Below are 25,643 nucleotides of genomic sequence, written 5' to 3'. Positions count from 1 at the left end.
GTGGCTAGCCGACCGCGCCTTCCATCTGGAGCTCGATCAGCCGGTTGAGCTCGAGGGCGTACTCCATCGGCAGCTCCTTGGCGATCGGCTCGACGAAGCCGCGCACGATCATGGCCATCGCCTCGTCCTCGCTCAGACCGCGGCTCATCAGGTAGAAGAGCTGGTCCTCGGAGACCTTGGAGACGGTCGCCTCGTGGCCCATGGACACGTCGTCCTCGCGGACGTCCACGTAGGGGTAGGTGTCCGAGCGGGAGATCGTGTCGACCAGCAGCGCGTCGCAGAGCACGTTGGACTTGGAGCCCGGGGCGCCCTCACCGATCTCGATCAGACCGCGGTAGGAGGTGCGGCCACCGCCGCGGGCCACCGACTTGGAGACGATGTTGGACGAGGTGTTCGGGGCCATGTGGACCATCTTGGCGCCCGCGTCCTGGTGCTGGCCCTCGCCGGCGAAGGCGATGGACAGGGTCTCGCCCTTGGCGTGCTCGCCCATGAGGTAGACGGCCGGGTACTTCATCGTCACCTTGGAGCCGATGTTGCCGTCGACCCACTCCATGGTCGCGCCCTCGTAGGCCACGGCGCGCTTGGTGACCAGGTTGTAGACGTTGTTCGACCAGTTCTGGATGGTCGTGTAGCGGCAGCGGGCGTTCTTCTTGACGATGATCTCGACGACCGCGGAGTGCAGCGAGTCCGACTTGTAGATCGGCGCGGTGCAGCCCTCGACGTAGTGCACGTAGGCACCCTCGTCGACGATGATCAGGGTCCGCTCGAACTGGCCCATGTTCTCGGTGTTGATCCGGAAGTAGGCCTGGAGCGGGATCTCCACGTGCACGCCCGGCGGCACGTAGATGAAGGAGCCGCCGGACCACACGGCCGTGTTCAGCGCGGCGAACTTGTTGTCACCGGCCGGGATGACCGTGCCGAAGTACTCCTTGAAGAGCTCGGGGTGCTCCTTGAGGGCGGTGTCGGTGTCCAGGAAGATGACGCCCTGCTCCTCCAGGTCCTCACGGATCTGGTGGTAGACGACCTCCGACTCGTACTGCGCGGCGACACCGGCGACCAGGCGCTGCTTCTCCGCCTCCGGGATGCCCAGCTTGTCGTAGGTGTTCTTGATGTCCTCGGGCAGGTCCTCCCAGGACTGCGCCTGCTTCTCCGTGGAGCGTACGAAGTACTTGATGTTGTCGAAGTCGATGCCCGACAGGTCCGAGCCCCAGTTCGGCATGGGCTTCTTCTCGAACAGGCGCAGGCCCTTGAGGCGGAGCTTGGTCATCCACTCCGCCTCGTCCTTCTTCGACGAGATGTCCTTGACGACGTCCTCGTTGAGACCACGCTTGGCAGCAGCGCCGGCCTCGTCGGAGTCGGCCCAGCCGTATTCGTACTTGCCCAGGCCTTCGAGCTCGGGGTGGGCAGTCTCCGTGGGGAGAGTCATGCGGGGTTCCTCCCGGACGTGCTTGCAGGTGCGTGGTGGGAATTCTTGGGGATGTACGTCGTGCAGACGCCGTCGCCGTGCGCGATGGTCGCCAGCCGCTGCACATGCGTACCGAGAAGTTCGGCGAAAAATTCCGTCTCGGCCTCGCAGAGCTGCGGGAACTGTTCGGCGACGTGCGCGATGGGGCAATGGTGCTGGCAGAGCTGCTCGCCGACCGGTGCGCTGCGCGCCGTAGCAGCGTACCCGTCCGCGCTCAGCGCCCTGGCCAGCGCCTCGGTCCGCTCCTCGGGGGGAGCGGCCTCGACCGCGGCCCGGTACGTGTCCGCCTGGGCGGCGATCCGGGCGCGGGCGAACGCGGTGATCGCGTCGCTGCCGCCCTCCTGCTCGCCGATCCAGCGCAGTGCGTCCACGGCCAGCTTGTCGTAGGACTGGTCGAACGCGTCCCGGCCGCAGTCGGTGAGCGCGAACACCTTGGCCGGGCGCCCGCGCGTGCGCGCGCCGTAGACCCGTCGTTCGCGTGCCGCCACGACGTTGTCCGTGACCAGGGCGTCCAGGTGGCGGCGCACGGCCGCCTGGGTGAGCCCGAGGCGCTCGGCCAGCTCGGCGACGGTCGACGGGCCGTGGTCCAGGATGGACCGGGCGACGCGGTTGCGGGTGGACCGCTCACCGGTTGCCAGTTCCTCGTGGGGAGCCTCGCCAACGTTTTTCACAACACCATTGTTGCGTAATTCATCCGGCCCGGGCAAGCCGCGTCCGGATCATGTGCTGGTGCGCTGCATCACTTAGGCAAACCTAAGCCGACCTGCGGAAACGATCTTTGATCGATCACATGCGGTGGTCCGCCGCCCCCGCCGCCGGTCCGCCGAAGATCCTCCCGCACCGCTCCCCGCACCCCCGGACCGGGGCGCCCGGCGCCCTCCCTAGACTCGTGACCCATGCGAAGCGAGCCCGTGGTCCAGGTCCAGGCCCTGGTGAAGCGGTACGGCCCGAAGACCGCGGTGGACGGCCTCGACCTGGTGGCCGGGCAGGGTGTGACCGCCGTGCTCGGACCCAACGGCGCGGGCAAGACGACCACGGTCGAGACCTGCGAGGGCTACCGGCGGCCGGACTCCGGCACGGTGCGCGTCCTGGGCCTCGACCCGGTGCGCCAGTCCGCCCTGCTGCGGCCCCGGATCGGCGTCATGCTCCAGTCCGGCGGCGTCTACTCCGGCGCCCGCGCCGACGAGATGCTGCGGCACGTGGCGAAGCTGCACGCCCACCCGCTGGACGTGGACGCCCTGATCGAACGGCTCGGGCTCGGCTCCTGCGGACGGACCTCCTACCGGCGGCTCTCCGGCGGCCAGCAGCAGCGGCTCGCCCTCGCCATGGCGGTGGTCGGACGCCCCGAGCTGGTGTTCCTCGACGAGCCGACCGCCGGCCTCGACCCCCAGGCCCGCCGCGCCACCTGGGACCTGGTGCGCGACCTGCGCGACGACGGCGTCTCCGTCATCCTCACCACGCACCACATGGACGAGGCCGAACAGCTCGCCGACGACGTGGCGATCATCGACGCGGGACGGGTGATCGCCCAGGGCTCCCCCGAGGAGCTGTGCCGGGGCGGCGCCGAGAACACCCTGCGCTTCAGCGGGCGCCCCGGCCTGGACGTGGCCTCGCTGCTGAAGGCCCTCCCCCCTGACACGACGGCCGACGAACCGGCCCCCGGCTCCTACCGGGTGCTCGGCAAGGTCGACCCGCAGCTGCTGGCCACCGTCACGTCCTGGTGCGCGCAGAACGGGGTCATGCCGGACCGGATCTCGGTGGAACGGCACACCCTGGAGGACGTCTTCCTGGAGTTGACGGGCAAGGAGCTGCGCTCATGACGGCGACCGGCACACCGACCGGCCGGGGGTCCGGGGGTCGCCCCCCGGGACAGCACGGCCTGGAGCTGACCGGCAAGGAGTTGCGCTCATGACGGCGACCGGTACCTACGCGCCCCGGCCGGGTGCGGCCCCGCTGCCGCGGATGATCGCGGCGCAGGCGGTGCTGGAGACGAAGATGCTGCTGCGCAACGGCGAGCAACTGCTGCTCACCGTGGTGATCCCGACGCTGCTGCTGGTGCTGTTCAGCACGGTGGACATCGTCGACACCGGCGAGGGGCGGGCCGTGGACTTCCTCGCCCCCGGCATCCTGGCGCTCGCCGTGATGTCGACGGCGTTCACCGGGCAGGCCATCGCGACCGGCTTCGAGCGGCGCTACGGGGTGCTGAAGCGGCTCGCCGCGTCCCCGCTGCCCCGCTGGGGCCTGATGACCGCCAAGTCGCTGTCCGTCCTGGTCACCGAGATCCTCCAGGTGCTCCTGGTGGCCGTGATCGCCCTCGCCCTGGGCTGGTCGCCGCGGGGCAACCCGTTCGCGGTGTTCCTGCTGCTGGTGCTGGGCACCGCCGCCTTCTCCGGGCTCGGCCTGCTGATGGCGGGCACCCTGAAGGCGGAGGCCACCCTCGCCGCGGCCAACCTGGTGTTCCTGCTGCTGCTGATCGGCGGCGGGGTCGTGGTCCCGCTGGAGAAGTTCCCGGACGCCGCGCAGGGCGTGCTCGGCCTGCTGCCGATCTCCGCCCTGTCGGAAGGGCTGCGGGACGTCCTGCAGCACGGGGCCGGGATGCCCTGGGGCAGCCTGGCCGTGCTGGCCGGGTGGGCGGTCGCGGGGCTGGCCGCCGCGGGGAGGTTCTTCCGCTGGGAGTGAGGCCGCGCGAGCGCGCCCGCGGTGGACCGGCCGGGACCTCCCGCCACCCCCGACCCTCGTGAAAGCGTGCACAAGCCGCGGCCTACGATGGACCCGTGCCAAACGTGACCCGCGCCGACGCCCAGAGCGCCCTGCGCAACCCGCTCGCCTTCATCGCCGCGCGCTGGACCCCGGATCCCCGGACCGTCCGGCGGGCGGCCCTCGCCGCGCTCGTCATGTCGGTGGTCATCGTGGTCACCGGCGGGGCCGTGCGGCTGACGGGCTCGGGCCTCGGCTGCCCGACCTGGCCCAAGTGCACCGACGACTCCATCGCCGCGACCCGCGAGATGGGCGTGCACGGCGTCATCGAGTTCGGCAACCGTCTGCTGACGTACGTGCTGTGCGCGGCCGTCGGCTGGGCGATCGTGGCCGCGCGGTCCGCGAAGCCGGTCCGGCGGGGCGTGACCCGGCTGGGCTGGGTGCAGTTCTGGATCGTCATGGGCAACGCGATCCTCGGCGGGATCGTGGTCCTGGTCGGGCTGAACCCGTACACGGTCGCGGCGCACTTCATGCTGTCGTCGGCGCTGATCGCGGTGGCCACGGTGATGTGGCAGCGGGTCCGCGAGGGCGACGGGGAGCCCCGGCCGCTGGTCGGCAAGGCCGTGCAGCAGCTGGTGTGGTCCCTGGTGGCCGCCGCCGTGCTGCTGATCGCCGTCGGCACGGTGGTGACCGGTGCGGGGCCGCACGCGGGCGACTCCAGCGAGGTCGAGCGGATGCCGCTGGACTGGGAGATGGTGAGCAAGCTGCACGCCGTCCTGGCGTGGGTCGTGGTCACGCTGACGTTCGCGCTGTGGTTCGTGCTCAAGGCGGTCGACGCGCCGAAGGGGCCGCTACACCGCACGCGTGAGCTGTTCGTCATCCTGCTGCTGCAGGGGGCCATCGGCTACGTCCAGTACTTCACCGACCTCCCCGAGGTCCTGGTCGGCCTGCACATGTTCGGCTCGTGCGTGATGTGGATCTGGGTCGTGCGGCTGCTGCTGTCCCTGCGGGAGCGCCCCGAGGAGGCGGTGACCGGTCTGCCGGGCCCGTCCGCCGAGGCCGCGCTGACGAAGGCCTGACCGGACGCCCCTCCGGCGGGGCCCCGGAAGGTCCGAGCGAGCCGGTCCGAGCGGGCCACCCGGATCCGAGCGGGCCGGGGCCGGGGCGGGCCGGTCAGGTGAGGCCGTAGACCCGCCGCGCGTTCCCCTCCGCCAGCAGGGCCGCCACGCGCTCCGCGTCCGCGGGCGCCCACGCGCCTTCGGCGACCCAGCCGCCGAGCACCCGGCCGAGCGCCTCCCGGAACAGCCGGGCGCCCACCACGTGCAGTTCCGGCAGTCCGCGGGCGCCGCTGGAGAAGAGGATCTTGCCGAACGGGGCCAGTTCCAGGATCTCCGCGAGCACGGTCGCCGCCCGGGCCCCGGTGCGCACCAGGGCGGCCCCGGTGTCGGCGTAGACGTGCGGGAACACCCCGGCCAGGTGGGCGGCGTGCCGGTGGTACGGGTAGCCGTGCAGCAGCACCAGGTCGGTGCCGAGGCCGGCGGTGGCCCGGACGAAGTCGCCGAGCAGCACCGGATCGGTGCGGTCCAGGGCGCCGGGCGCGCCGAGCCCGGCGTGCAGCTGCAGGGGCCGGCCGGAGGCGACGGCGCTCCACAGCAGGTGCCGCAGCAGCACCGGGTCGCTCAGCTCGTCGCCCGCCCGGCGGCCGGCCAGCCAGCGGCCCGCCGCGGCCCGCACCTCGCCCGGCCCGGGCGGCTCGGGACACAGGGCCGGGCCGTGCCGCAGACCGGCGACGGAGGCGAAGGCGACCGCGTGCGCCGCCGCGCCGTGCACGGACTCGGCGAGGTTGGCGAGGAAGGACGCCACGGTGCCGGAGGTGTCGGCGACCTGCTCGGCGAGCTGCTCCAGGCGCACGATCTCGTGGGCGGCGGCGCCCCCGGCGGTGGCCAGTTCGGCGGGGCCGGTGAGGTCGCCGGGCAGGCCGGTGTCGACCAGGTAGGTGGTGATGCCGCTGCCCCGCAGCAGCCGGCGCCCGGCCTCGGCGACGCCCAGTTCGCGGCGCCGGGCGAGGTACCGGGCGGGCGGGCAGTGCGGCTCCAGGCCGAGCAGCGGCGGGCACCAGCGGCGCACGGCGAAGCCGGTCTGGGTGTCGAAGAGGGTGGTGCCGGGGGCGGGCGGGCCCTCGGTGCGCGCCAGCTGGGCCTCGAAGGTGCCGAGGCCCAGCTCCGTGCGCAGCACGCCGTGGCAGTACTGGTCCACCAGGGACGGCGTGTCGATCATCCGGGCTCCCCGCGACGGACCGTGCGCTCCCCACCGACCCGTCGCCGGGTCCCGCGCTCCTACGGTCCTAACGGGTGAGGGCGCCCTCAGGTGTTGCTCGGGCCGCCCACCTGGATCCCCGCCATGCGGGACCACTCGTACGGGCCGGTCCGCACCCGGGCGGCGAACTCGCCGTCGAACTCCTCATGGACCGTGATGCCGGCCTTCTCGACGGCCTTCCGGGCGATCTCGGTGGAGGGGGCCACCAGGTCGCCCCAGTCGCCGTTCTCGGCGACCAGGACGATGCGGGCGCCGCGTTCGCCCAGGTACGCGACGTGGCCCTCGGTCGTGCCGTGGCGCTTGGCGAAGCTGGTGATCTGCTGGGCGATCCGGTCCGCCTTGCGTGCGGCCTTCTGCGCGGCCTTCGGGTCCGCCTGCTGCGTGTCTGCCATGGTCAGGATGCTACCGACGGGTAGATCGAACGGCGACGGGCGGGGTCCGTGGCCTTGGCCACTGCACCCCGCCCGCCGGGCGTCCGGGAGCTGATCGCTAGCGCAGGAAGGGATCCACGGCGATCGCGACGAACAGCAGGGAGACGTAGGTGATGGACCAGTGGAACAGGCGCATCTCCTTGAGCTTGGCGCCCGTCACCTCGGCCTTGGCCCGGTTCAGCAGCGCGTGCGCCTCCCACAGCCACCAGCCGCCGGCAGCCAGGGCGACCGCGGTGTAGAACCAGCCGGTGTAGCCGAGCGGGGTGAGCAGCAGGGAGACGCCCACCATGACCCAGCTGTAGAGGACGATCTGCTTGGCGACGGCCTTGTTGCCGGCGATGACCGGCAGCATCGGCACGCCCACCCGCGCGTAGTCCTCCTTCACCTTCATGGACAGCGGCCAGTAGTGCGGCGGCGTCCAGAAGAAGATGACGAGGAAGAGCACGACCGGCGCCCAGGACAGCGAGTTGGTGACCGCGGACCAGCCGATCAGCACCGGCATGCAGCCCGCGATGCCGCCCCACACGATGTTCTGCGCGGTGCGCCGCTTCAGGATCATCGTGTAGACGACGACGTAGAAGAGGAGCGCGCCGAGGGCGAGCCAGGCCGACAGCCAGTTGACGGTGAGGCCGAACAGCAGGGTGGAGACGACCGCGAGGCCGATGCCGAAGACCAGGCACTCGCGCGGGCTGACCATGCCGGTCACCAGCGGCCGCTGCGCGGTGCGGTCCATCAGGGCGTCGATGTCGCGGTCGATGTACATGTTGAGCGCGTTGGCGCCGCCCGCGGAGAGGTAACCGCCCACACAGGTGAGCAGCACCAGGGTCAGGTCGGGCACGCCCTGCTGCGCCAGGAACATCACCGGAACCGTGGTGATGAGGAGCAGCTCGATGATCCGCGGCTTGGTGAGAGCCACGAATGCCATCACACGGGCCCCGAACGGCCGACGGGCCGGGCTCTGGCTGGCCCCCAGTACTCCCGGTGGACGGGATTCAACGGCCGTCACGCACACCCCTACAGAGACATCCCAGCGAGCCTCGGCGTGTGAAGCCGCGGTAAAGGCCCGCGCGTACCACGCCACTCTAGACGTTGCCCAGACCCCGGCCTTCGCGGGGGTGGGCTCGTGTTGGACGGCGCCGCCGGAAGGGGTGGCGCGGGGCTCCCCGAGGTGCGGATCCGAGCTCGATTGAGCACCCGGATGAGCGGCTGCGTATTCATCTGCCGAATGCCGGTGCTTCCCGGTCGGGAGGCGGATCCCGAGGAGGCCCGGCAGTCTGGAATGGCTCGGAAAATCGCACGTACTACGGGGGTAGGCTCGACCACGCCGGTGGGAAATCACCGGCATCCGATCATGTGGAGAGGAGCCCTGACTCAGGGTGAGCACCAAGCCGACCACCACAGACCTCGAGTGGACCGAACTGGACCAGCGGGCCGTGGACACCGCCCGCGTCCTGGCCGCCGATGCCGTACAGAAGGTTGGCAACGGCCATCCGGGTACGGCGATGAGCCTCGCGCCCGCTGCGTACACCCTCTTCCAGAAGGTGATGCGCCACGACCCGGCCGACGCGAACTGGGTCGGACGCGACCGTTTCGTGCTGTCCGCCGGCCACTCGTCCCTGACCCTCTACACCCAGCTGTACCTGGCCGGCTTCGGCCTGGAGCTGGACGACCTGAAGTCCTTCCGCACCTGGGGCTCGAAGACCCCGGGCCACCCGGAGTACGGACACACCACGGGCGTGGAGACGACGACCGGCCCGCTGGGCCAGGGTGTCGCCAACGCGGTCGGCATGGCGATGGCCGCCCGGTACGAGCGCGGCCTGTTCGACCCGGAGGCGCCGCAGGGCGAGTCCCCCTTCGACCACTACGTCTACTGCATCGCCGGTGACGGCTGCCTCCAGGAGGGCATCTCCGCCGAGGCGTCCTCGATGGCCGGGCACCAGAAGCTGGGCAACCTGGTGCTGCTGTGGGACGACAACCACATCTCCATCGAGGGCGACACCGAGACGGCCGTCTCGGAGGACACCTGCAAGCGGTACGAGGCGTACGGCTGGCACGTGCAGCGGGTGGCCCCCAAGCCGGACGGCGACCTGGACCCGCACGCGCTCTACGACGCGATCGAGGCGGCGAAGAAGGTCACCGACCGGCCGTCCTTCATCGCGATGCGCTCGATCATCGCCTGGCCCGCGCCGAACGCGCAGAACACCGAGGCCGCGCACGGCTCGGCGCTCGGCGAGGAGGAGGTCGCGGCCACCAAGCGCGTGCTGGGCTTCGACCCGGAGCAGAGCTTCGAGGTCTCCGACGAGGTCATCGCGCACACCCGCAAGGCCCTGGAGCGCGGCAGCCGCGCGAAGGCCGAGTGGGAGAAGTCCTTCCAGGAGTGGCGTTCGGCCAACCCGGAGCGCGCGGCGGAGTTCGACCGGGTCGCGGCCGGTGAGCTGCCCAAGGGCTGGGAGGACGTCATCCCGGTCTTCGAGCCGGGCAAGGGCGTCGCCACCCGCGCCGCCTCCGGCAAGGTGCTCCAGGCGCTCGGCGGGGTGATCCCGGAGCTGTGGGGCGGCTCGGCCGACCTGGCGGGCTCCAACAACACCACGATCGACAAGACGTCGTCCTTCCTCCCGGCGGACAACCCGCTGCCCGAGGCGGACCCGTACGGCCGGACGATCCACTTCGGCATCCGCGAGCACGCCATGGCCGCTCAGATGAACGGCATCGCGCTGCACGGCAACACCCGGATCTACGGCGGCACCTTCCTGGTGTTCTCCGACTACATGCGCAACGCGGTGCGGCTGTCGGCCCTGATGCACCTGCCGGTGACGTACGTGTGGACGCACGACTCCATCGGCCTGGGCGAGGACGGCCCGACCCACCAGCCGGTCGAGCACCTGGCCTCGCTGCGCGCCATCCCCGGTCTGAACGTCGTGCGCCCCGCGGACGCCAACGAGACCGCGATCGCCTGGCGGGAGATCCTCAGGCGCTGGACCAAGGAGTTCGGTGTGGGCGCCCCGCACGGCCTGGCGCTGACCCGGCAGGGCGTGCCGACGTACGAGCCGAACGAGGACGCGGCCCGCGGCGGCTACGTGATGTTCGAGGCCGAGGGGCCCTCCGGGCAGAGCGCCGAGCCGCAGCTGATCCTGATCGCGACCGGTTCCGAGGTGCACGTGGCGGTGGAGGCGCGCGAGCGGCTCCAGGCCGAGGGCGTGCCGACGCGCGTGGTGTCCATGCCGTCCGTGGAGTGGTTCGAGGAGCAGGACCAGGGGTACCGGGACAGCGTCCTGCCGCCGTCCGTGCGGGCGCGCGTCGCGGTGGAGGCCGGCATCGGTCTCACCTGGCACAAGTACGTCGGGGACGCCGGGCGCATCGTGTCCCTGGAGCACTTCGGTGCGTCGGCCGACGGCAAGGTGCTGTTCGAGGAGTTCGGCTTCACGGCCGACAACGTGGCCGCCGTCGCCCGGGAATCGCTCACCGCTGCTCAGCGCTGACGCTCATACACGACACGTAGGAGATGGAAATTCCATGACCGACGCACTCAAGCGCCTCTCCGAGGAAGGCGTCGCGATCTGGCTGGACGACCTGTCGCGCAAGCGCATCACGTCCGGCAACCTCGCCGAGCTGATGGACCAGCAGCACGTCGTGGGCGTCACCACCAACCCGACGATCTTCCAGAAGGCGATCAGCGAGGGCGACGGCTACGACACGCAGCTCACCGACCTCGCCGCCCGCAAGGTCACCGTCGAAGAGGCCATCCGCATGATCACCACGGCGGACGTCCGGGACGCCGCCGACATCCTGCGCCCGGTGTTCGACTCCACCGACGGCCGGGACGGCCGGGTCTCGATCGAGGTGGACCCGCGCCTGGCGCACGACACCCGGGCGACCGTCGCGGAGGCCAAGCAGCTGGCGTGGCTGGTGGACCGCCCCAACACCCTGATCAAGATTCCGGCGACCGAGGCCGGCATCCCGGCGATCGCCGAGACCATCGGCCTGGGCATCAGCGTGAACGTCACACTGATCTTCTCCCTGGAGCGCTACCGCAAGGTGATGGACGCGTTCCTGACCGGCCTGGAGAAGGCCAAGGAGCGCGGCCTGGACCTGTCGGAGATCCACTCCGTGGCCTCGTTCTTCGTGTCCCGGGTGGACACCGAGATCGACAAGCGGATCGACGCCCTGGGCACCGACGAGGCCAAGGCGCTGCGCGGCAAGGCCGCGATCGCCAACGCGCGCCTCGCCTACCAGGCGTACGAGGAGGTCTTCTCCTCCGACCGCTGGAACGCGCTGGAGCGTGCGGGCGCCAACAAGCAGCGTCCGCTGTGGGCGTCCACCGGTGTGAAGGACAAGGCGTACCAGGACACCATGTACGTCACCGAGTTGGTCGCGCCGAACACGGTCAACACCATGCCCGAGGCCACCCTGTTCGCCACCGAGGACCACGGCGAGATCACCGGCGACACCGTCTCCGGCACCTACGAGCAGGCCCGCGCCGACCTGGACGCGGTGGAGGCGCTGGGGATCTCCTACGACGAGGTCGTCCAGCTCCTGGAGGAGGAGGGCGTCGAGAAGTTCGAGGCGTCCTGGAACGACCTGCTGAAGTCGACCGAGGCGGAGCTGTCGCGCCTCGCCCCCTCGGAGGGCTGACACGTTGTCGAGCAGCAACCCGCTGCGTGACCCCGCGGACCGGCGGCTCCCGCGCATCGCGGGGCCGTCGGGCCTGGTCATCTTCGGCGTCACGGGCGACCTGTCGCGCAAGAAGCTCATGCCCGCGGTCTACGACCTGGCCAACCGCGGCCTGCTCCCGCCGGGCTTCTCGCTGGTCGGCTTCGCCCGCCGGGAGTGGGCCCACGAGGACTTCGCGCAGGAGGTCCACGACGCGGTCAAGGAGCACGCCCGCACTCCCTTCCGGGAGGAGGTCTGGCAGCAACTGATCCAGGGGATGCGGTTCGTCCAGGGCACCTTCGACGACGACGACGCCTTCGAGCGGCTGCGCGGCACCATCGAGGAGCTGGACAAGGCACAGGGCACGGGCGGCAACTTCGCCTTCTACCTGTCGGTGCCGCCGCGCTCCTTCCCGGTGGTCATCCAGCAGCTGAAGAAGCACGGCCTGGCCGACCAGACCGGCGGGTCCTGGCGGCGGGCGGTCATCGAGAAGCCGTTCGGGCACGACCTGAAGTCGGCCGAGGAACTGAACGCGATCGTCCACGAGGTGTTCGCCCCGGACCAGGTGTTCCGGATCGACCACTACCTGGGCAAGGAGACGGTCCAGAACATCCTGGCGCTGCGCTTCGCCAACACCATGTTCGAACCGATCTGGAACCGGTCGTTCGTCGACCACGTGCAGATCACCATGGCCGAGGACATCGGCATCGGCGGCCGGGCCGGCTACTACGACGGCATCGGCGCGGCCCGCGACGTCATCCAGAACCACCTGCTGCAACTGCTGGCGCTGACCGCGATGGAGGAGCCCGCCTCCTTCGGCGCGGACGCGCTGGCCGCCGAGAAGACCAAGGTGCTCGGTGCGGTGCGGCTGCCGAAGGACCTGGGCCGCGACACCGTGCGCGGCCAGTACGCGGCCGGCTGGCAGGGCGGCGCGAAGGCGGTCGGCTACCTGGAGGAGGACGGCATCGACGCCTCCTCCACGACCGACACCTACGCCGCGATCAAGCTGGGCATCGACAACCGCCGCTGGGCGGGCGTCCCCTTCTATCTGCGCACCGGCAAGCGGCTGGGCCGCCGGGTCACCGAGATCGCGGTGGTCTTCCAGCGCGCCCCGCACTCCCCCTTCGACACGACGGCCACCGAGGAGCTCGGCTCCAACGCGATCGTCATCCGGGTGCAGCCCGACGAGGGCGTCACGGTGCGCTTCGGCTCGAAGGTGCCGGGCACGTCGATGGAGATCCGGGACGTGTCGATGGACTTCGCCTACGGCGAGTCGTTCACCGAGTCCAGCCCGGAGGCGTACGAACGGCTCATCCTCGACGTGCTGCTCGGCGACTCCAACCTCTTCCCGCGCACGGAGGAGGTCGAGCTGTCCTGGAAGATCCTCGACCCGATCGAGGAGTTCTGGGACGCCCACGGCAGGCCGGCCCAGTACCCGGCCGGCACGTGGGGGCCCGTCGAGGCGGACGAAATGCTCGAGCGAGACGGACGGAGCTGGCGCCGGCCATGAAGATAGACCTCACGGACACCACGGCCAGCAAGATCAACAAGGCGCTGGTGCAGGGCCGCCGGGCGATCGGCACCCCGGCCGTCGGCATGGTCCTCACCCTGGTCATCGTGACGGACGAGGAGAACGCCTACGACGCGCTGAAGGCGGCGGGCGACGCCTCGCACGAGCACCCCTCGCGGATGCTGGTCGTCATCCGGCGCGTCTCCCGCTCGCCCCGCGACCGCACCCAGTCCCGACTGGACGCCGAGGTGCGGGTGGGCGCGGACGCCGGCACCGGCGAGACGGTGGTGCTCCGGCTGTACGGCGAGGTCGTGGACCACGCCCAGTCGGTGGTGCTGCCGCTGCTGCTGCCGGACGCCCCGGTGGTGGTGTGGTGGCCGGTCAACGCCCCGCTCGACCCGGCCGGTGACCCGCTGGGCGCGCTGGCCCAGCGCCGGGTCACCGACACCTACGCCTGCGAGCACCCGGTGCGGGAGCTCACCGCCCGTGCCGACGCCTACACCCCGGGCGACACGGACCTGTCGTGGACCCGCATCACGCCGTGGCGTTCGATGCTGGCCGCGGCGCTGGACCAGGTCGACTGCCGGGTGCAGCAGGTCGAGGTGGAGGGCGAGGAGTTCAATCCGAGCTGCGAGCTGCTGGCGATGTGGCTCGCGGACCGGCTGGACGTGCCGGTGAAGCGTTCGGTGTCGAGCGGGCCCGGCCTGACCGCGGTCCGCATGGACACCGACTGCGGGCCGGTGGTGCTGGACCGGGCGGACGGCTCGCTGGCGACGCTGTCCATCCAGGGCCAGCCCAAGCGCGCGGTGGCGCTCAAGCGCCGGGACACCGCGGAGCTGATCGCGGAGGAGCTGCGCCGGCTGGACCCGGACGACACCTACGCGTCGGCACTGCGGTACGGCATCGGGCGGCTGGACCAGGGCGTGTGCGCGGCGGACGGTGGCGGGCCCGCCGAACCCGCCGAGCAGGCCGAGCCCGCCAAAGGGGACGGGGACGGAGCGGTCCCCGCTCCCGTCGAGTCGGCTGCGAAAGCACCCGCGGCCCAGGCGGCGCAGGAAGCACCGGTGAAGAAGGCGGCGGCGAAATGAGGTCTGCATGAGTACGGCACCGCGGCTGGTCGTGCACCGCGACAAGGAGCTGATGGCGCAGGCGGCTGCGGCCCGGCTGATCACCGCGGTCGTGGACGCGCAGTCCGCGCGGGGCTCGGCGTCGGTCGTGCTGACCGGGGGACGCAACGGCAACGGTCTGCTGGCCGCGCTGGCGGCGGCCCCCGCGCGGGACGCGGTGGACTGGGGCCGGGTCGACCTGTGGTGGGGTGACGAGCGGTTCCTGCCCGAGGGCGACCCGGAGCGCAATGTCACCCAGGCCCGTGAGGCGCTGCTCGACGCGGTGCCGCTGGACCCGGAGCGGGTGCACGCCATGCCCGCCTCGGACGGCCCGCACGGTGACGACGTGGACGCGGCGGCCGCCGCGTACGCGCAGGAGCTGGCACGGGCCGCGGGCCCGGAGGGGCACGGCGCGGTGCCGGAGTTCGACGTGCTGATGCTGGGCGTGGGCCCGGACACGCACGTGGCGTCCCTGTTCCCGGAGCTGCCCGCGGTGCGGGAGACCGCGCGCACCGTGGTGGGCGTGCGCGACGCGCCCAAGCCGCCGCCGACCCGCGTCTCGCTGACCCTGCCGGCGATCCGGGCGGCCCGCGAGGTGTGGCTGCTGGCCGCCGGGGAGGACAAGGCGGAGGCCGCGGCCGTCGCCCTGTCGGGCGCGGACGAGGTCCGGGCACCGGCGGCGGGCGCCCGGGGCCGGGACCGCACCCTGTGGCTGCTGGACGCGGCGGCGGCGTCGCAGGTCCCGCACGCGCTCCTGACGGAGCCGGTGTAGCGGCCGTCGGGCACACGAGCGGAAGGGGCGGTGAGGATGTCCTCCTCACCGCCCCTTCCGCGTCGCGCGGGCCCGCTACTTGACCGAACCGGCCATGACGCCCTGCACGAAGTGCCGCTGGAACGCGAAGAACACGGCCACCGGCACGATCAGCGACAGGAACGCGCCCGGCGCCAGGACGTCGATGTTGCTGCCGAACTGGCGGATCTGCGACTGCAGTTCCACCGTCAGGGGCTGCGAGGAGCTGTCCGCGAACAGCAGCGCCACCAGCATGTCGTTCCACACCCACAGGAACTGGAAGATGGCCAGGCTGGCGATGGCCGGACGGCCCACCGGCAGCACCAGGCGGGTGAAGATCCGCCACTCGGTGCCGCCGTCCATCCGGGCGGCCTCCAGCATCTCCTTGGGCATCTCCGCGAAGTAGTTGCGCAGCAGGAACACGGCGAACGGCAGCCCGTACGCCACGTGGAACAGCACGACTCCGGGGATGGTGCCGAACAGCCCCAGCTGGCCGAAGAGTTTGGCGACCGGCAGCAGACCGATCTGCACCGGGACGACCAGCAGGGCGACCACGAGCAGGAAGACGGGCTCGCGGCCGGGGAAGTCCAGCCAGGCGAAGGCGTATCCGGCGAGCGCGGCGACGACCACGACCAGCACGGTGGTCGGCACCGAGATCAGCACGGTGTTCCAGAACGCCTGGGTCATGCCCGAGTTCTTCAGCAGCGCCGAGTAGTTGTCGAAGGACAGCTGCCCGGGCTCGGTGAACACCGTCCACCAGCCGCCCTTGGCGGTGTCCTCGGCGGACCGCATCGAGGACAGGAACAGTCCGGCCAGCGGGGTCATCCACACCAGGCCGATGACGACCAGGAAGGCCTGCACCACGGCGCTGCTCAGTCCGCGCCGGATCGCGTTCATCGCTGGCTCCTTCGGAAGCGTCGGACGTTGAAGACCATGGCGGGGATGACGAGCAGCAGCAGGAGCACGCCGAGGGCGCTGCCCAGCCCCTGGTCGTTGCCGCCGCCGAAGGAGACCAGCCACATCTGGGTGGCCAGTACGGTCGCGTCCTCCTGCACCGGCCCCGGAGCGATGATGTAGACGAGGTCGAAGACCTTCATCACGTTGATCACCAGGGTGACGAACACGACGGTGAGCACGGGCGCGAGCAGCGGCACGGTGATCTTCCGGAAGATCTGCCACTCGTTGGCGCCGTCCATCCGGGCGGCCTCCAGGGCGTCCCGCGGCAGGGCGGCGAGGCCGGCGCCGATCAGCACCATGGCGAAGCCGGTCCAGATCCACAGGTAGGCGCCGATGATGGCCGGGGTGACGAGGGTGGGGCCCAGCCAGGAGATGCCCTCGTAGGGCGGTGCGAAGTTGTCGGCGGGCAGCTTCAGGGTGTAGCCGCCGCCTTCGAGGCCGGTGAAGCGGAAGGATCCGTCGGCGGCGGTGGTGGTGCTCGCGACGGTCTTCCCGTCGCGGACCGCCTCGACCTTCATCCCGGGCAGTCCGCTCTCCCGGTCGTCGACCACGCCGGGCTCGCCTCCCCCGCCGGGGGTGAAGTCCAGGTAGACGACCCCGCTCACCTCGTCGGCGCCGGCCGTGCGGGCCGCCGCCTCGCGGGCGGGTTCGGCGTCGCCGGGCAGGTCCTTGGGGGCGATGCCGACCAGGCCGAGGGCCGCCGTGCCGCCGGGCGAGACGTCGGCGCCGGTGGCGTACGAGCCGTCCGGCTGCCGGGTCAGGCCCTCGTCGTCGCGGGGGCGGGCGTCCGGGTAGGACGAGGTGCCCTGGAAGGCGTCGTGGACGCCGACGACGGCCGCGTTGAGGACGCCCTTGTCGGGGTCCTCGTCGTAGGCGAGCCGGAAGATGATGCCGGCCGCCAGGAAGGACACCGCCATCGGCATGAACAGCAGCAGCTTGAAGGCGGTGGCCCAGCGGATCTTCTCCACCAGCACGGCCAGGATCAGGCCCAGTCCGGTGAGCAGGGTGGGGGCGACGACCACCCAGATCGCCGTGTTGCGCACGGCGGTGAGGGTGGTGGGGTCGCGGAACATCTCGGTGTAGTTGTCCGCCCCCACGAACTGCGAGCCGGAGGCGTCGAACAGGCTCCGGCCGATGGAGAACAGCACGGGGTAGACGACGAGCGCGCCCAGCAGGAGCAGTGCGGGCAGGACGAACAGCAGGGCGATGACCCGCCCCCGGCGGCGCGCGCGCCGGCTGCGCGCGCCGTCGGGATGCACGGGTGCCGGAGGCTTCGCCTCTTTCACCACGGTGGCGGTCACGGCGGTCAGTTCCCGTAGGCCTTGGCCGCGGCGGCCTCGAGCTCGGCGGCGGTCTTCGCCGGGTCGGCCGGGTCGCGCAGGAAGTCCTGCAGGATCTTCCACTCGCCGGCGCCCTTGGTGCCGCCGAAGGCGGCGGGGGCCTGGTCGGACATGTCGAAGCGGACCGAGTCGCCGGCGTTGATCAGGGACTCGGCGGTGGCGCGGGTGACGTCGTCGCCGTAGGAGGCGAGGTCCAGCTTCTTGTTCGGGGAGAGGAAGCCGCCGGCCTCGGCCCACACGGCCGCGGCCTCGGGGGTGGCGAGGTACTCCATGAGGGCCATGCCGGCCTCGGAGTTCTTGCCGTCCTTGAGCACGACGGCCGCGTCGCCGCCGCTGACCACAGGCGCCTTGCCGTCACCGACCGGCGGGAAGGGGAAGAAGTCGGCGTCGGTGCCGATGGTCCGGCCGAACTGGTCCTTGGCCACACCGGCGACGAAGTCTCCCTCGTAGACCATGGCGGCCTCGGCCTTGGGGCCGAAGACCTTCTCCACGGAGCCGGGGAAGTCGGTGTTCAGGGCGCCCTTCTGGCCGCCGGCGATGAGCTGCTTGTCCTTGAACAGCGTGCCGAGGGTGGTGAGCGCGTCGACCACGGTGGGGTCGGTCCACTTGATCTCGTGGGCGGCGAGGGCGTCGTACTTCTCGGGCCCGGCCTGGGAGAGGTAGACGTTCTCGAACCAGTCGGTGAGCGTCCAGCCGTCCTGACCGGCGACGGAGAACGCGGCGAGACCGGAGTCGGAGATCGTCTTCCCGTTCTCCAGCATCTCGTCGAAGGTCTTGGGCTCCTTCACCCCGGCCTGTTCGAGGGCTTCGGGGCTGTACCAGACGGTGGACTTGTGGGCGGCCTTGAAGTAGAGGCCGTACAGGGTGTCGTCGACGGTGCCGTAGTCGCGCCACACCTGGGCGAAGTTGTCCTCCACCGTGGAGCGGACGTCCTTGTCCAGCGGCTTGAGCCAGCCCTTCTCGGCGAACTGCTTGAGCACGCCGACCTGGGGGACCATCACGACGTCGGGGGCGTTGCCGCCCTCGATCTTGCTGCCGACGACGGTGGAGACGTTGTCGCCGGTGGACACGAACTGCGTCTTGGCGCCGGTCTTCTCGGTGAAGGCGTCCAGCACCTTCTGGAAGTTCTGCTGCTCGCTGCCGGACCAGACGCCGGCGACGGTGACGGTCTGGCCGTCGAGCGACTTGTCGCCGCCGCCGGCCGAGACCGGGTCGCCGCCGCCGCAGGCGGTGGCGCCGAGGGCGAGGACGAGGGCGGTGCATCCGGTGATCAGGGTGGAACGTCGTCGCATCATCGTTGATGTCCCTTCGGGATACGTGGAGACGAGGGAGACGGGAAGAGCCGGGGGGACGGCGGGTGTGGGGGGTCAGGTGCCGCTGATCCACCAGGCGGCGGTGGAGCCGGGCAGCACCCCGGGCGGGCACGGGCCGCTGGCGAGCAGCGGGGTGCCGTCGACCGGGGCGGGTACGGGGGCGGTGCCGAAGTTGACGGCGCAGACCAGGTCGTCGCCGCGGACGAAGGCGAGGACGCCGGGCTGGGTGTCCAGCCAGCGCAGCGTGCCGTCGCCCAGCTGGTCGAGGGCGGCGCGCAGCTGGAGGCCGTCGCGGTAGAGGTGCCAGAAGGACCGGGTGTCGGCGAGGGCGCGGTCGGTGGCGTACTCGGCGAACCAGTCCGGCTGCGGCAGCCAGGGCCGGGCGGCCTCGGTGCCGGAGGTGAAGCCGAACGGGGAGGCCTGGCCCGACCAGGGCAGCGGGACGCGGCAGCCGTCGCGGATCCGGGCGCGGCTGCCGGTGCGGCGGAAGATCGGGTCGGTGAGCACGTCGTCGGGCAGGTCGACGACCTCGGGCAGGCCCAGTTCCTCGCCCTGGTAGATGTAGGCGGCGCCGGGCAGGGCCAGCATCAGCAGGGCGGCGGCCCGGGCGCGGGCGGGGCCGAGGCCGCTGCTCTCCGGGGTGGGTTCGCCGTAGCGGGTGACGGTGCGGACCTGGTCGTGGTTGTTGAGGACCCAGGTGACGGTCGAGCCGGTGCCGGCGATGTCCTGCATGGCCTCGGAGATGACCTTGCGGAAGGCGTCGGCGTCCCAGGGGGCGCCCAGCAGGTCGAAGAAGAACGCCTGGTGCAGTTCGTCGGGGCGGACGTACTGGGCGTGCTCGCGAGCGGACGGCACGGACACCTCGCCGACCAGGAGGCGTTCGCGGCCGTCGCGGGCGGTGTACTCCTCGCACACCGCGCGCCAGTGCCGCCACACGTCGTGGACCTCGGGCTGGTTCCAGGCGAGCGGGTTGACCGAGTCGCGGGTGCGGGCGTCGGCCTCCGGGTCCGGGGAGTCGGGCAGCTCGGGGTGCTTGAACAGGCCGGCGGCGACATCGATGCGGAAGCCGTCGACGCCCCGGTCGAGCCAGAACCGCAGGGTGCGGTCGAACTCGGCCGCGACCTCGGGGTCGCGCCAGTTCCAGTCCGGCTGCTCGGGCGTGAACATGTGCAGGTACCACTGCCCGGGCCGGCCGTCGGGCTCGGTGACCCGGGTCCAGGCGGGCCCGCCGAACATGGCGTGCCAGTTGTTGGGCGGCTCGGAGCCGTCCGGGCCGCGGCCGTCGGCGAAGTGGAAGCGGGCGCGCTCCGGGCTGCCGGGAGCGGCGGCGAGGGCCTCGCGGAACCAGGGGTGCTCACTGGAGCAGTGGTTGGGGACAATGTCGAGCAGCACCTTGACGCCGAGCCGGCGGGCGGTGCCGACCAGGCGGTCGAACTCGTCGAGGTCGCCGAAGACGGGGTCGACGTCACAGTAGTCGGCGACGTCGTAGCCGTGGTCGTGCTGTGGCGAGGGGTAGAACGGGCTGAGCCAGATCCCGTCCACGCCGAGCTTCTTCAGGTACGGCAGTCCCGCCCTGACGCCGGCGAGATCGCCGATGCCGTCACCGGTGCTGTCCAGGAAGCTGCGGACGTACACCTGATAGATCACCGCGTCACGCCACCAGTGGTGCCTGTTCACCCCATTGACCTGTCTGTGAGGAGTGCTGTTCGTTATGCATGCATGTTAGGTAGGCGTGTCGGCGCGATGTCAATGAAATGTACGGAAGCTACCGAGGGGTTGACCTGCCCAAATAGGGATGTAATCGGGCAGGGCGGGCACATTTGAGATGCCCGCGTTACTTAACAAGTAACTAGGAGGGGGTGGCGGAGGGCCGCGGAAGGGCTAGCGGGAGGAGACGGCGGCCAGCTCGGCCGCCAGCCGGCGCACCGCGGCCTCGGGCGTCTGCCGCCCGGTCATCGCGTCGTGCACGACCGCCTGCACCACCAGGCTCACCTGGTCGTAGTGCGGGCTCTTGGGGCGCGGCGCGGCGGCCAGCACGCTCTCGCGCAGGGTCGGCAGGTAGGGGAACCGCCGGACCAGCTCCGGGTCGTCGTACAGGTCCGCCCGCACCGGGGGCAGGGCCCCCCGGGTGAGGACCTGGCGCTGCACGGACTCGCTGGTGAGATAGGCGATCAGGCGCGCGGCCGACTCCGGGTGCCGGGAGCTGCTGCTGACGGCCAGGTTGGAGCCGCCGAGCACGCTGGTCCCCGGCCCGTCCGGCCCCGGCAGCGGCACGGCGCCGACCTTCCCGGCGACCTTCGACCCGGGGGCGGAGGCGGCGACGTAGGCGTAGGGCCAGTTCCGCAGGAACAGCAGCCGTCCGTCCTGGAACGCCTGCTTGGACTCCTCCTCCTTGTAGGCCAGCGCCTCCTCGGGGATCCAGCCCGCGCGGACCCCGCGGGCGAGGAAGCCGATGCCCTCGCGGGCCGCGCGGGAGTTCACCGTGACCCGCTCGCCCTCGTCGCCGAGGATGGTGCCGCCCGCCGAGTAGACGGCCTCGGCCGCGTTGACGGTCAGGCCCTCGTAGGGCAGGAACTGGCCCGCGTAGCCGTCCAGTCCGTGCTTGGGCGCGAGCGTGCGCGCGGCCCGCTCCAGGTCGGCCCAGGTGCGCGGCGGCGCCACGCCCTCGGCGGCGAGGACGTCCTTGCGGTAGAGCAGCAGTCCGGCGTTGGTCACGTAGGGCACCGCGTAGAGCCGGTCGTCGTAGGTCGCCGTGTCGACGACCCGGGGCAGGAAGGTGTCCAGCGGGAAGCTCTCCGGCGGCAGCGGACGGATCCAGCCCGCCGCGGCGAACTCCGAGGTCCAGCTCACGTCGATGTTGAGCACGTCGAACCGCCCGCGGTCCCGGGACCGCAGGTCGGTGATCATCTGGGCGCGCGTCTCGTCGGCCGAGTCGGGCAGTTCGACGAGGGTGACCCGCTCGTCGGGACGGCTGCGGTTCCAGCCCTCCAGGAGGGGGCCGAGATAGCCGGTGAGGTCCCCCGCGGTGGCCAGCGTGAGCGGGCCGCGGCCGTCCCCCGGACCCTCGTCCGCCCGCGCCCCGGAGGCCACGTAGCCGGTGAGGACGACGACGAGGACGAGAAGGCCCCTACCCGCGGCATGGATCCACCGCATAGGTTCCTCCCTGTACACCGGCACCCGGTCACCTTCGTCCGGGAGTCAGAGGCCATGTATACCGGTTAGGTATGGGCGATACTAGGCCTGTCGTCACATTCCCGTCGTCCGCCCGCAGGGCGGCCGTGCGGCGTCAGGTGCGTGCTCTCGGCGTGCCGGGCCCTGAGCCTCGTACTGGATGTACTCGGGTCAGGGCCCGGTGCGGCGAGAGTGCGAGCATGGCGGCGCACGGCAGACGGGAAGGTGACGACAGGGCCCATGGCCTGCGGCACATTACCCACAGGAGGAGGAGAGCACGAGTGCGGCTGCCCCTCCTGGCGCTGCTCGCGCGCGGCCCGGCGCACGGATACGAGCTCAAGCAGGACCTTGAGCAACTGCTGGGCTCCGCGTACCCTCAGCCGAACGTCGGCCAGATCTACGTGACCCTCGGCCGCCTGGAGAAGTCGGGGCTGATCGAGGGCGAGGACGTCGAGCAGTCGAGCCGGCCCAACAAGAAGGTCTACCACCTCACCGACGCCGGGCGGGAGGCACTGGACGCCTGGTTCGAGGAGACCGCCGACGAGCCGCGGGTGCGGGACGAGTTCTTCATGAAGCTGGCCCTCGCCCCCCGGTCCGGTGCCGTGGACCAGGTCACCCTGATCAACAAGCAGCGGCGGCAGTACCTCAACACCATGCGGGAGCTGTCGAGGCTGGCCGCAGCCGAAGACCGGGACAACCGCATCGCCCACCTCCTGATCGAGGGTGCGATGCTGCACCTGCAGGCCGATCTCGACTGGCTCGAACGGTGCCAGGAAGAGCTGGAGGAGCTGGAGTGAGCGAGAGCACCGCTCCCGTGCTGCGCGCCGAACGCCTGGTCAAGACCCACCACGGCGAGGGCGCCCCGGCCCGTGCCGTGCGGGGCGTGGACCTGTCCGTGGACCGCGGCGAGTTCGTCGCGATCACCGGCCCCTCCGGAGCGGGCAAGTCGACGCTGCTGCACCTGCTCGGCGGGCTCCAGCGGCCGGACGAGGGCACCCTCTGGCTGGACGGCGAGTGCACCGACGGCTACGGCGAGGCCCGCTGGGCCGTGGAGCGCCGCAGGCGCATCGGGATCGTCTTCCAGTTCTTCAACCTGGTCTCCGACCTGTCCGTGGCCGACAACGTGGAGCTGCCGGCCCTGCTCGCCGGGGTGCCGCCCCGCAAGGCCCGGGAGGAGCGCGAGGCGCTGCTCGCCGAGCTGGGCCTGACGGGCAAGGAGCGCAGCATGCCGGGCGAGCTGTCCGGCGGCGAGCAGCAGCGGGTCGCGCTGGCGCGCGCCCTGGTCAACCACCCGCCGCTGCTGCTGGCCGACGAGCCTGCGGGCAGCCTGGACAGCAAGGGCACCCGCGAGGTGATGCGGCTGCTGTCCCGCTTCCACCAGCGCGGTCAGACCATCGTGATGGTCACCCACGACGCGCGGCTCGCGAGTGCCGCGGACCGGGTGATCAGCTTCTTCGACGGCCGGATCGCCGACGACGCCCGCCTCGACGGCCCGGCGCCGCGCGGCAAGGGCATCTCCGGCGTGCTGGAGCTCAAGGACTGACATGCCGCCGTCCGACCGCCGCGCGCCGAGGGGGTGAGACCCGTGCGAGCCACCCTGCGCTGGGCCCACTCCGATCTGCGCACGCACCGCGGCGAGGCGCTGTTCCTCGTGCTCGCCACCGCGGGCATCGTGGCGTCCCTGCTGCTGGCCACCGCGCTGTTCGGCTACGCCACCAACCCGTGGCAGCGGGTCTTCGCCCAGGCCCGCGGTGCGCACGTCACCCTGCACACCACCGCCGGGGCCGACGCCGGCGAGCTGGCCGCCCTGGACGGCGTGGACTCCGTCGCCGGCCCCTACCCGACCGAGCCGGTGACGCTCGCCTCGCGCGGCAGCCGGGCCTCCGTGGAGCTGCGCGGCACCGCCGAGCGGCCCGGCACCGGCCGCCCGCTGCTGGTCTCCGGCCACTGGCTGGACCCGGCCGTGCCGGACGGCGTGGTCCTGGAGAGCCGTCTCGCCCGGGCCCTGCTCACCGCGCCCGGCGACACCTTGACCGTGCCCGGCACGGACCGCACCCTGACCGTGGTCGGCGTCGCCGACAGCGCCGAGCCGCGCTACCGGCCGGGCGAGCAGCGGGGGGTGGTCTGGGCCCCGCCGTCCGCCCTGGCCGACCCGGACGGGCAGGTGATCGGGCTGCGCCTGGCCGACCCCGGCGACACCGGCTACGCGGTGCAGCGGGCGGTGACCGTGCTGGGGGCCGGGGCCATCGGCGAGGTGTCCACCTGGCAGCAGGCGCGCGCCGAGGCGCAGGGCGACAACCGGCTGCTGGGGCAGGTGCTCGGACTCTTCGGGCTGGGCGCGCTGGTGGCCGCCGGGTTCGCCGTGCACGGCGCCATCACCACCCGGATCCGGGGCCACCTGCGGGACATCTCCATCCTGAAGGCCATCGGCTTCACGCCGGGCCAGGTGGTGCGGGTCTTCCTCGTCCAGCACCTGCTCTACGCCCTGCTGGGCGCCGTCGCCGCCGCCGTCCTCATCGAGGCGCTGGGCGGGGCCGTACCGGGGCGCCTCGGGGACGCGCTGGCCGTCTGGCAGGGACTGCCCGGCCACACGGCGGCCCTGGCCGCCGTGCCGGCGGGGGCGGTGCTGTTCATCGGCGCGACCACGGGACTGGCCGCCTGGCGGGCCGGCCGGGTGCCCCCGGTGCCGGTGCCCCGGCCGGCCGCCCCGCCCGCCGGACGGCTGACGAAGGCGGCGCGGGGGGCGCTGGGGATGCGGGTGCCGCCGGCCCTGGTGCTGGGCTGGCACAAGGCGTTCTCGCGCCGTCCGCGCTCCCTCGGCACGATCGCGCGGCTGGCGCTGCCCCTGCTGCTGATCGTGGTGGCGATGAGCGCGTGGACCACCATCGACCGCTTCCACGCCACCCCCGAGCGGATGGGGCTGCCCGCGGCGCTGAGCGCCCGTGCGGACGCCGGCCTCGACGACGCCGGGGCCCGCGCCCTGCTGGAGCGCGACCCGGAGGTCGTCGCCGCGCACCCGGGGGTGGAGGTGGCCGCCCTGGTGCCAGGGCAGACCGCGACCATCGCCCTGCGCGGCCTGGGCACCCACGCGGAGCCCTACCCGTTCACCCTCGCCGAGGGCCGGGCCGCGCGCGGGCCCGACGAGGCGGTGGCCGGTCAGGGGCTGCTGGACCTGCTGCACGTCCGGGTGGGCGACTGGGTGCGGGTCACCGTCGGCGACCGGCCGCAGATCCTGCACATCGTGGGCCGCAGCATCGAACCGGAGAACGCCGGCCGGGTGATCTCCACCCCGCTGGACACGCTGCGCGCCAACGACCCCACGCTGCGGCCCACGCTCTACCAGCTGGAACTGGCCCCCGGGGCCGATCCCGGGACGGTCGCCGACCGGCTGACCGCGGCGGGCGACGGCCATCTCGACGTGCACGCGGTGGCGAACCCCGCGGACGGGCTGTCCCCGCTGCGGGCGGTGGTGCTCGGGCTGGTCGTGGTGCTCGCCCTGATCGGGCTGATCGAGGTGCTCACCGCGATCGGCGGTGCGGTGCGCGAGGGCGAGCGGGACCTGCTGGCCCTCAAGGCGATCGGTCTCTCCCCCCGGCAGATCACGGCCGTCACCGTCACGTCGACGGCCGCGACCGCCCTGGCGGCGGCGGTCGTCGCGGTCGCCCTGGGGCTGCCGCTGGCGCACTGGCTGATCGACGCCCAGGGGCGGTCGAGCGGGATCGGCGCCGGCATCGCCCAGGGGCCCTCCGCCGGCTTCCTGCTGGCCCTCGGGGCGGCGGCCGTCGTGGGTGCCGCGGCGCTGGCGGCCGTCCCGGCGGCGCGGGCCGCCCGCCGCCGGCTCGCGGACACCCTGAGCGCGGTCGCCTGATCGTCCGGCCTCCGCGGCTCGCGGTCACC

21 protein-coding genes are annotated in these 25,643 nt (G+C 72.1%); 11 read left to right on the top strand and 10 right to left on the bottom strand.

The features are described 5' to 3' along the window. Positions 1 to 4: 4 nt before the first annotated feature. Positions 5 to 1,426, bottom strand: a complete 1,422-nt coding sequence (sufB, locus tag ACSU53_RS24140) for a Fe-S cluster assembly protein SufB (protein ID WP_164347657.1) — start codon at positions 1,424 to 1,426, stop codon at positions 5 to 7. Then, on the bottom strand, positions 1,423 to 2,136 hold the full coding sequence (locus ACSU53_RS24135; protein WP_437030915.1) for a helix-turn-helix transcriptional regulator: 714 nt from the start codon (positions 2,134 to 2,136) through the stop codon (positions 1,423 to 1,425). The genes sufB and ACSU53_RS24135 overlap by 4 nt, the downstream gene beginning before the upstream one ends. A 225-nt stretch (positions 2,137 to 2,361) precedes the next feature. Here ACSU53_RS24135 and ACSU53_RS24130 point away from each other — a divergent pair, with 225 nt between their 5' ends. The 3 genes from ACSU53_RS24130 to ACSU53_RS24120 all read left to right on the top strand — a co-directional run bounded on the left by ACSU53_RS24130 (position 2,362) and on the right by ACSU53_RS24120 (position 5,241). Continuing rightward, positions 2,362 to 3,285: an ABC transporter ATP-binding protein gene (locus tag ACSU53_RS24130; RefSeq protein ID WP_437030913.1), complete on the top strand. Its 924-nt coding sequence runs from the start codon at positions 2,362 to 2,364 to the stop codon at positions 3,283 to 3,285. Between the two features lie 88 nt (positions 3,286 to 3,373). Beyond that, positions 3,374 to 4,144: an ABC transporter permease gene (locus ACSU53_RS24125; protein WP_437030911.1), complete on the top strand. Its 771-nt coding sequence runs from the start codon at positions 3,374 to 3,376 to the stop codon at positions 4,142 to 4,144. A 104-nt stretch (positions 4,145 to 4,248) separates the two neighbouring features. Then, entirely contained in the window at positions 4,249 to 5,241 is a 993-nt protein-coding gene (locus ACSU53_RS24120) for a COX15/CtaA family protein (protein ID WP_437033377.1), read from the top strand. Between the two features lie 94 nt (positions 5,242 to 5,335). Here ACSU53_RS24120 and ACSU53_RS24115 read toward each other — a convergent pair whose 3' ends face one another. The 3 genes from ACSU53_RS24115 to ACSU53_RS24105 all read right to left on the bottom strand — a co-directional run bounded on the left by ACSU53_RS24115 (position 5,336) and on the right by ACSU53_RS24105 (position 7,921). Next, complete coding sequence (locus tag ACSU53_RS24115) at positions 5,336 to 6,439, bottom strand: amidohydrolase family protein (protein WP_437030909.1); 1,104 nt, start codon at positions 6,437 to 6,439, stop codon at positions 5,336 to 5,338. Between the two features lie 86 nt (positions 6,440 to 6,525). Then, on the bottom strand, positions 6,526 to 6,870 hold the full coding sequence (locus ACSU53_RS24110; protein ID WP_437030908.1) for a hypothetical protein: 345 nt from the start codon (positions 6,868 to 6,870) through the stop codon (positions 6,526 to 6,528). A 97-nt stretch (positions 6,871 to 6,967) separates the two neighbouring features. After that, positions 6,968 to 7,921, bottom strand: a complete 954-nt coding sequence (locus ACSU53_RS24105; protein ID WP_437030906.1) for a heme o synthase — start codon at positions 7,919 to 7,921, stop codon at positions 6,968 to 6,970. A 364-nt stretch (positions 7,922 to 8,285) separates the two neighbouring features. Here ACSU53_RS24105 and tkt point away from each other — a divergent pair, with 364 nt between their 5' ends. Genes tkt through pgl form a run of 5 tightly spaced genes read left to right on the top strand, consistent with a single transcriptional unit; the run spans position 8,286 to position 14,947 of the window. After that, positions 8,286 to 10,388, top strand: a complete 2,103-nt coding sequence (tkt, locus tag ACSU53_RS24100) for a transketolase (protein ID WP_437030904.1) — start codon at positions 8,286 to 8,288, stop codon at positions 10,386 to 10,388. A gap of 34 nt (positions 10,389 to 10,422) precedes the next feature. Next, positions 10,423 to 11,541, top strand: coding sequence for a transaldolase (gene tal, locus ACSU53_RS24095; protein WP_437030902.1), 1,119 nt, complete (start codon positions 10,423 to 10,425; stop codon positions 11,539 to 11,541). A gap of 4 nt (positions 11,542 to 11,545) precedes the next feature. Beyond that, positions 11,546 to 13,069 carry a glucose-6-phosphate dehydrogenase gene (gene zwf / locus ACSU53_RS24090; RefSeq protein ID WP_437030901.1) on the top strand — a complete coding sequence of 508 codons (1,524 nt, stop codon included), beginning with the start codon at positions 11,546 to 11,548 and terminating at the stop codon, positions 13,067 to 13,069. Continuing rightward, a complete protein-coding gene (gene opcA, locus ACSU53_RS24085) occupies positions 13,066 to 14,157 on the top strand; it encodes a glucose-6-phosphate dehydrogenase assembly protein OpcA (RefSeq protein ID WP_437030899.1) in 1,092 nt (363 codons plus the stop codon). Before zwf ends, opcA begins: the two co-directional genes overlap by 4 nt. Positions 14,158 to 14,164: 7 nt before the next feature. Beyond that, complete coding sequence (pgl, locus tag ACSU53_RS24080; protein ID WP_437030897.1) at positions 14,165 to 14,947, top strand: 6-phosphogluconolactonase; 783 nt, start codon at positions 14,165 to 14,167, stop codon at positions 14,945 to 14,947. Positions 14,948 to 15,022: 75 nt separating this feature from the next. Here the strand turns inward: pgl and ACSU53_RS24075 are convergent, their stop codons facing one another. From ACSU53_RS24075 to ACSU53_RS24055, 5 genes are all read right to left on the bottom strand, one after another. After that, entirely contained in the window at positions 15,023 to 15,862 is an 840-nt protein-coding gene (locus tag ACSU53_RS24075) for a carbohydrate ABC transporter permease (RefSeq protein WP_437030895.1), read from the bottom strand. Then, positions 15,859 to 17,223 carry an ABC transporter permease subunit gene (locus ACSU53_RS24070; protein ID WP_437030893.1) on the bottom strand — a complete coding sequence of 455 codons (1,365 nt, stop codon included), beginning with the start codon at positions 17,221 to 17,223 and terminating at the stop codon, positions 15,859 to 15,861. Before ACSU53_RS24070 ends, ACSU53_RS24075 begins: the two co-directional genes overlap by 4 nt. A gap of 5 nt (positions 17,224 to 17,228) precedes the next feature. Next, the gene (locus ACSU53_RS24065) at positions 17,229 to 18,557 is read right to left on the bottom strand and encodes an ABC transporter substrate-binding protein (protein WP_437030891.1); all 1,329 of its coding nucleotides are present in this window, start codon (positions 18,555 to 18,557) and stop codon (positions 17,229 to 17,231) included. A gap of 72 nt (positions 18,558 to 18,629) precedes the next feature. Then, a complete protein-coding gene (locus ACSU53_RS24060) occupies positions 18,630 to 20,252 on the bottom strand; it encodes a glycoside hydrolase family 13 protein (RefSeq protein ID WP_437030890.1) in 1,623 nt (540 codons plus the stop codon). Positions 20,253 to 20,456: 204 nt separating this feature from the next. After that, positions 20,457 to 21,728 (bottom strand): ABC transporter substrate-binding protein, encoded by a 1,272-nt coding sequence (locus tag ACSU53_RS24055; protein WP_437030888.1) that lies wholly within the window; start codon positions 21,726 to 21,728, stop codon positions 20,457 to 20,459. Between the two features lie 299 nt (positions 21,729 to 22,027). On the opposite strand from ACSU53_RS24055, the gene ACSU53_RS24050 reads away from it, so the two are divergent. Genes ACSU53_RS24050 through ACSU53_RS24040 form a run of 3 tightly spaced genes read left to right on the top strand, consistent with a single transcriptional unit; the run spans position 22,028 to position 25,614 of the window. Continuing rightward, positions 22,028 to 22,543, top strand: a complete 516-nt coding sequence (locus tag ACSU53_RS24050; RefSeq protein WP_437030886.1) for a PadR family transcriptional regulator — start codon at positions 22,028 to 22,030, stop codon at positions 22,541 to 22,543. Further along, on the top strand, positions 22,540 to 23,289 hold the full coding sequence (locus ACSU53_RS24045; protein WP_437030884.1) for an ABC transporter ATP-binding protein: 750 nt from the start codon (positions 22,540 to 22,542) through the stop codon (positions 23,287 to 23,289). Before ACSU53_RS24050 ends, ACSU53_RS24045 begins: the two co-directional genes overlap by 4 nt. A gap of 42 nt (positions 23,290 to 23,331) precedes the next feature. After that, on the top strand, positions 23,332 to 25,614 hold the full coding sequence (locus tag ACSU53_RS24040; RefSeq protein WP_437030882.1) for an FtsX-like permease family protein: 2,283 nt from the start codon (positions 23,332 to 23,334) through the stop codon (positions 25,612 to 25,614). Positions 25,615 to 25,643: the final 29 nt, after the last annotated feature.

This window comes from Streptomyces sp. enrichment culture, assembly GCF_964273255.1.
Lineage (GTDB): Bacteria > Actinomycetota > Actinomycetes > Streptomycetales > Streptomycetaceae > Streptomyces.
This window is presented reverse-complemented; position numbering and strand designations above follow the sequence as displayed.